Source organism: Goodfellowiella coeruleoviolacea, assembly GCF_024171785.1.
GTDB classification, from domain to species: domain Bacteria; phylum Actinomycetota; class Actinomycetes; order Mycobacteriales; family Pseudonocardiaceae; genus Goodfellowiella; species Goodfellowiella coeruleoviolacea.
This window is the reverse complement of sequence record NZ_JAMTCK010000043.1, coordinates 1-6,547: the sequence shown is the minus strand read 5'-3', so window position 1 is coordinate 6,547 and position 6,547 is coordinate 1. Positions and strand designations below refer to the sequence as shown.

Sequence of the window (6,547 nt, the reverse complement as noted above, 5' to 3'; positions counted from 1 at the left end):
CTTGACCAAGTCGGGTGAGGACAGGTCGTGCTCGTGGGCCAACTCGGCCGCGGTGGCCTCACCGTCCACAAACCGGCGCACGACATCGAGTTTGAACTCGAACGAGAACGACCGTGGGGTCGAATCCATGATCAGCGCTCCCGCGCCTCGGAGAAGCCAGCGGCGGTACAACCCTCTCACCGCGTCACGAGACACGCCCAACCGGCCCGCGACGGACCTCGACCCGTGCCCCTCCCCGAACAACGCCACAGCAGCCTCACGCTGCCGCTCAGACAACGAACTACCTGGATGCACGAACTGCTCCCCCAAAGTCGGAACTGGATTTCCAGTCCAACTTCCGGGGCCCACTTCACTCCCAGGGGGGCGTCCCCTGGACCAGCCTATCCACCCCCCACCAGCGAGAACAGGGGTCGACCGGTGCCTGTGGACAACTGGGCGGGCCTGTGGACAACTGGGCGGCCGGACGGGTGACACAGCACGCCCGACGCCACGTCGGCGCGTCGGCTGCCCGGGGTCGGGCGTGGATCGGCGGGGGCTCAGCGGGCCAGGTGGGCGCCGCCGTTGACCGGGATCACCTGACCGGTGATGTGGCCGGCCCGCGGGGAGGTGAGGAACGCCACCAGGCTGGCCACGTCCTCCGGGGTGCCGGCCCGGCCGTTGGCGGCCTGGTCGATCAGCCACTGCCGGCGCTGCTCGCTCAGGGTGTCGCCGAAGAACTCGGTGTCCTCGACCAGGCCGGGCGAGACCACGTTGACCGTGATGCCCCGGCTGCCCAGCTCGAAGGCCAGGCCGGCGGTCCACGCCTCCAGACCGGCCTTGGCCGCCCCGTAGGAGCCGGGGCCGCGCCGGCCCGCGATCGACCCGATGTGCACCACGCGCGCCTGGTCGGCCAGTCGCGGTTGCAGCGCGGTGGTCACCAGCACCGCGCTGACCAGGTTGGCGTCCAGGTTGGCCAGCCACTCGGCCTTGAGCGCGGCCAGATCGCCCGGCGGGGTGGGCACGCGCCGGGCCGCGTTGCCGCCGGCGTTGTTCACCAGCACGTCCACCCGCTCGGGCAGGTCGGCCAGTGCGGCGGACACGGCCTCGGGGTCGGTGGCGTCGAAGGCCACGCCACGCACCCGCTCCCCCAGTTCGGCGGCGGCCTGGTCGAGCCGGTCGCGGCGCCGGCCGGTGATCACCACGTCGACACCGGCCGCGGCCAGCTCCCGCGCGATCGCCCGGCCGATCCCGGTCGCCCCACCGGTCACCACTGCGGTGCGTGTCACGAACTCACCTCATCGATCGTCGCTCACCTGCGTTCGGCGACCAAGCCTGCGACCTGGAGCGCGGTCCAGGTCAAGCCAGCGCGCCGGGCGGTGTGGTGAGCACCTCACCCAGGGCCACCAGCAGCGGGGTGAGCGCGCGCAGCGCGGCCGGGTCGTCCGTGGCGCACTCGGTGATGCCCGCGCCGATGACCGGCCACCGCGCGGCGACCAGGTAGATGGCGGCCACCACCTCGTCGATCTGCAGGCCCACCGGCTCCGGGCAGCACGCGCCACCGAACTCCAGCGGGTCCAGCACGTCGAGGTCGATGTGCAGGTACACCTGCTGGATCCGGGCGGCGGCCAGTTCGGCGCTCACCCAGTCGGGTTGCCAGCCCTGCTGCACGGGCACGTGCCGCACCACCCGGCGGTCGACCATGGCCTGCTCGGCCGGGTCGAACGAGCGGGTGCCCACCAGCACGACGTTGCGCGGGTCCACGGCCGGGTCGACCACGAAGTCGCGGTCGCCCTCGCCCAGCGCGGCCCGCAGCGCCATGCCGTGGAACGCGAACGACGGGGAGGTGGCCGGGATGTTCAGGTCGGCGTGCGCGTCGAACCACGCCACCCCCAGTGCCGGGCCGAACCGGCGCCTGGCCTCGCCGAGCACGACCGTCTCAACGCCGCAGTCGCCGCCGATGGTCAGCACCGGGCGCTGCGCGGCGCGCAGCGCGGAGAGCTGGATCTGCCGGTTGTCCAGCAGCACCTGGCGGTTGGCGACGAAGCTCGTGGTCGGCGAACTGGCCGCGCGCACGGGCACCCGGCGCACCGGAACCCCGAGCAGCCTGGCCGCCAGGTCGGCGAGCGCCAGGCATCCGGCGGGCAGGGACGTGGACCGGTGCACCACCGCACCCTGTCGCTGCGGGACAGCGTGAATCTCCACAAGATCATCCTGGTTGGGCTACAACGCGATGTCACTAGCGCCCTGTGCGTAGCGCTGTGATCGGTAGCGCCTTTCCAGTGGCCTAGTGGCAACATTACCCTGCGATTTTCCAGCGACATCAACCCGGTCGCCGACGTGACGCGCGGGTCAAGGACGTAACGTCGCACTTCTGTCAGTGTGCGGGGTGAGCGGGGAGCAGTGCGTGTCAGATTCCGTGTCCGGAGCAGTCTCGACGGCGAGCGGGTCGGTGGCCGGGTCGGTGGCCGGGCCAGCTGCCGGGTCGGCGGCCGCGATCAGACAGGCTGAGATCGCGGTCGAGCAGGTCTACGTCGACCGGGTCTACGCCCGGTTGGCCGAGCTGCGGTCCGAGGCCGTGGCCATGCGGGACAAGGGGTACGAGCGCGGCCACGGGGCGGCCGGCGAGGCCATGCTGGAACAGGCGACCATGCTGTTCGAGCGGGACGTGATGGTGCGGCACGCCAGCCGCCTGTTGCAGGCGCTGGACGCCGAGTCCGAGGGGCTGGTGTTCGGGCGGCTCGACCTGGTCGGCGGCGAGACCATCTACGTGGGGCGGCTGGGCATCCGCGACGCCGAGTTCGACACGCTGGTGGTGGACTGGCGCGCGCCGGCCGCCGCGCCGTTCTACGAGGCCACCGCGGACGAACCCATGGGGGTGATCCGCCGACGGGTGATCCGCTGCTCCGGTCAGTCCGTTGTGGACATCGATGACGACCTGCTGATCACCGCCGACGTGCCGGAGCACATCCGGGTGGTCGGTGAGGGCGCGTTGCTGGCCAGCATGACCAGGGCCAGGGGCACGGCCATGCGCGACATCCTCGCCACCATCCAGCGCGAGCAGCACGAGGCGATCCGGGCGCCAGCCGGTGGGGTCACCGAGATCACCGGTGGGCCGGGCACCGGCAAGACCGCGGTGGCCCTGCACCGGGTCGCGCACCTGCTCTACCGGGACCGCAAGCGGATGGGCGGGGCCGGGGTGCTGGTGATCGGTCCGTCACCGACGTTCATGAACTACATCTCCCGGGTGCTGCCGTCGATGGGTGAGGACACCGCCGACCTGCGCGCGCTGGGTGAGCTGCTGGACGGCGAGTCCTCGGTCCGGGTCGACCCGGCCGAGGTGGGGGAGATCAAGGGCACCGACCGGATGCGCCGGGTGCTGTCCAGGGCGGTGCGCGACACGCCGCCGGGCGCGCCCACCGAGTTCCGGGTGGTCTACCGGGGCGGGGTGGTCAAGCTCGGCCCGGAGGAGCTGGCCAAGCTGCGCCGCAAGGTGCACAACCGGGTCAAGACGCCCAACGGGGCCTACGGGCCCGCCGCCGAGGTGCTGCTGGACGCGTTGTGGCACAAGCACCGGCGGTTCGCCGACCCGGCCGTGGTCGGCGAGGAGAAGGAGATGTTCAACGACCTGGTCGACCGGACGGAGTTCCGCCGGTTCCTGGTCGACTGGTGGCCGCTGGTGCGGCCGGCCGACGTGCTCGGCTGGCTGGCCGACCCGGAGCGGCTGGCCAGGGCCGGCCAGCGGGTGCTGTCCCCGACCGAGGTCGAGCTGCTGTCCCGGTCCTGGCGGCAGGACGGGTGGTCGGTGGCGGACGTGGCGCTGCTGGACGAGCTGCGGGTGCTGCTCGGCCAGCCGGCGCGGCGGCGTCGGCGGGGGGCGGAGCCGCAGACGCTGGCCGGGTTCGACCGGGGCGCGCCGGTGCGGCGGCGCCGGCCGGAGCACTACGACGAGTACTCGCACCTGGTGGTGGACGAGTCGCAGGACCTGTCGCCCATGCAGTGGCGGATGGTGGGCCGGCGCGGCCGGTACGCGAGCTGGACCCTGGTGGGCGACCCGCTGCAGAGTTCGTGGCCGGACCTGGCGGAGGCCGCGGGCGCCAAGGACGAGGCGCTGCGCGAGGCGGGCCGGCGGCGGGCGTTCACGCTGCGCACCAACTACCGCAACTCGGCGGAGATCTTCGCCCTGGCCGTGCGGGTGATGGCGCCGGAGGCACCGGCCACCGAGTTCCCCAGGGCGGTGCGCAGCACCGGGATCGAGCCGGTGGTGCGCCAGGTCGGGCCGGCCGCACTGGAATCGGCCACAGTGGACGGCGCGCGGGAGCTGCTGTCCCTTGTGGACGGCACGGTCGGGGTGGTCACCACGATGGCCCGCACCGACGAGGTGCGCGCCTGGCTGGCCGACCTGCTCGCCGACGAGCGGCTGCACGTGGTGGGCAGCCTGGAGTCCAAGGGCATGGAGTACGACGGGGTGCTCGTGCTGGAGCCGGCCGAACTCATCGCCGAGTCCAGCAGCGGCCGGCGCACCCTGTACGTGGCGCTGACCCGCGCCACCCAGCGCCTGACCGTGCTGGCCACCGACCCCTCCTGGTTGCCGGGCAACTAGTCGTGGTGCGTGGGTGGCCCGGTGACCAGCGGCCGGGCCGCCCACGCCTGATCCCGCCCGCCGGCCATGCCGCGGGCCGGGCGCCGCGCTGCCGGGGTCACGCCCCTCGGGTGCGTTCGTAGTGCCGGCGGGCCTTGAGCCGGTTCCCGCAGCCCGACATGGAGCACCAGCGGGCGCGGTTGGCGCGGCTGCGGTCGATTAGGAACAGCCGGCACTCCGGGTTGGCGCAGGGCCGCAGCCGGCCTGGCGCGCGCTCGCGCAGTTCCGCCCATTCCAGCACCGCCCGCACGGCCGGGCCGGTGTCCGGCTCGACCTGGAGTTCCCAGTCGAGTTCGCCGTCGCGCAGCACGGGCACCCGGCGCACCCCGCGCAGCAGCGGGGCGAGGTCCTCGGCGGGGGCGTTGCCGCGCACCACCGCGTCGAGCAGGTCGCGGGCGCGCCGCAGGTGTGCCAGTTCGGCCTCGGTGCCCTGGCCGCCGTGGTCCCGCAGCCAGCGGCGCCCCTCGTCCGGGTCGGCCAGGGCGTCGTGCTGCCTGCCGTTGTCCACCGGACGGCTGTTGAGCAGCGGCAACAAGATGCCCTCTGGCGTTGGCACGGCTTCCCTCCCAGACTCAACCTAACTCTATCAAGCCTCTTGACAAGTTAGACCGCGCCGGCTTGACTGCACCCATACCTAACCGGATTGATAACTTGAAGGGGTTAGACATGGCGACGGTCAGGCACCACACCGAGACCATCGACGGACTGCCGGTCTTCTACCGCGAGGCTGGACCGAGGGACGCGCCCGCGATCGTGTTGCTGCACGGGTTCCCCACCAGCTCGCACATGTACCGCAACCTGATTCCCGCGCTGGCCGACCGCTACCGGGTGATCGCGCCGGACCTCATCGGCTTCGGCAACAGCGCCATGCCCTCGGTGGAGGAGTTCACGTACTCCTTCGACGAGCTGACCCGGGTGACCGCCGCACTGCTCGACCGGCTCGGCGTCGACCGGTACGCCCTGTACGTGCAGGACTACGGCGCGCCCGTGGGCTGGCGGCTGGCGTCGCGCTCACCCGAGCGGGTCACCGCGATCGTCACCCAGAGCGGCAACGCCTACACCGAGGGGTTCGTGGACGAGTTCTGGGCGCCGCTGTTCGCCTACGCCGCCACGCCCACGCACGACAGCGAGCAGGACGCGCGCGGCATGTACACCCTGGAGAGCACGCGGTGGCAGTACCTGCACGGCGTGCCGGACGAGAGCCTGGTCAGCCCGGACAACTGGATCCACGACCAGGCCCTGCTGGACCGGCCGGGCAACGCCGAGATCCAGCTGGCGCTGTTCCGCGACTACCCGACCAACGCGGCGCTGTACCCCGAGGTCCAGCGGTACTTCCGGACCAGCCAGGTGCCCCTGCTGGCCGTGTGGGGCGCGAACGACGAGATCTTCGGCCCGGACGGCGCCCGGGCGTTCCAGCGCGACCTGCCCGACGCCGAGATCCACCTGCTCGACACCGGCCACTTCGCCCTGGAGACCCACCTGGACACCATCGCCGCCCACATGCGCGACTTCCTCGGCCGGCACCTGCGCTGAGCCCCCCGGTGCACCCGCAACCGCGCGAGTTGACTTTGCAAACCAATGCCGGGAAGTTAGGTGTTGGTGGCCGGCGTCAAGAGGTGGTGGGCGAGGTGCGTCTGAGGGGGTTGAAAAGCAGACAACGGAGTTCCTGTAGAACGAGTGTCGACCAAGATCACTCTGTTCGGGAACTCCGTTGCCATACCAGTCTGTCATGCCCCACACCCCACCGGACAGCGCCGGGGTGTTCGCCCCGGGACACCTGGGTGAACTCACCCAGCTCGTCACTCCCGCCCTGGTCGACCAGGTACTGTCGCTGACCCGCCGAACCCAACAGCGCGTCCGCATGCTGCCCGCCCGGGTCATGGTGTACTTCGTGCTGGCCATGGCCCTGTTCCCCAGACAGGGCTACCG

6 protein-coding genes are annotated in these 6,547 nt (G+C 71.9%); 3 read left to right on the top strand and 3 right to left on the bottom strand.

Translation table 11 applies throughout. The annotated features are described in order from the left end of the window. Positions 1-536: 536 nt before the first annotated feature. The gene (locus LX83_RS37465; protein WP_253780942.1) at positions 537-1,265 is read right to left on the bottom strand and encodes an SDR family NAD(P)-dependent oxidoreductase; all 729 of its coding nucleotides are present in this window, start codon (positions 1,263-1,265) and stop codon (positions 537-539) included. Between the two features lie 70 nt (positions 1,266-1,335). Further along, positions 1,336-2,181 carry an arginase family protein gene (locus LX83_RS37460; RefSeq protein ID WP_253780940.1) on the bottom strand — a complete coding sequence of 282 codons (846 nt, stop codon included), beginning with the start codon at positions 2,179-2,181 and terminating at the stop codon, positions 1,336-1,338. Between the two features lie 259 nt (positions 2,182-2,440). On the opposite strand from LX83_RS37460, the gene LX83_RS37455 reads away from it, so the two are divergent. After that, positions 2,441-4,579, top strand: coding sequence for a HelD family protein (locus LX83_RS37455; protein WP_407649781.1), 2,139 nt, complete (start codon positions 2,441-2,443; stop codon positions 4,577-4,579). Between the two features lie 97 nt (positions 4,580-4,676). Here LX83_RS37455 and LX83_RS37450 read toward each other — a convergent pair whose 3' ends face one another. Continuing rightward, a complete protein-coding gene (locus tag LX83_RS37450; RefSeq protein ID WP_253780938.1) occupies positions 4,677-5,174 on the bottom strand; it encodes a CGNR zinc finger domain-containing protein in 498 nt (165 codons plus the stop codon). 110 nt (positions 5,175-5,284) lie between these two features. Between LX83_RS37450 and LX83_RS37445 the strand changes: the two genes are divergently transcribed. Continuing rightward, positions 5,285-6,151, top strand: a complete 867-nt coding sequence (locus LX83_RS37445) for an alpha/beta fold hydrolase (RefSeq protein WP_253780935.1) — start codon at positions 5,285-5,287, stop codon at positions 6,149-6,151. A 196-nt stretch (positions 6,152-6,347) separates the two neighbouring features. Next, positions 6,348-6,547: transposase domain-containing protein (locus tag LX83_RS37440; RefSeq protein WP_253777129.1), on the top strand; the 200-nt coding region annotated here is incomplete at its 3' end.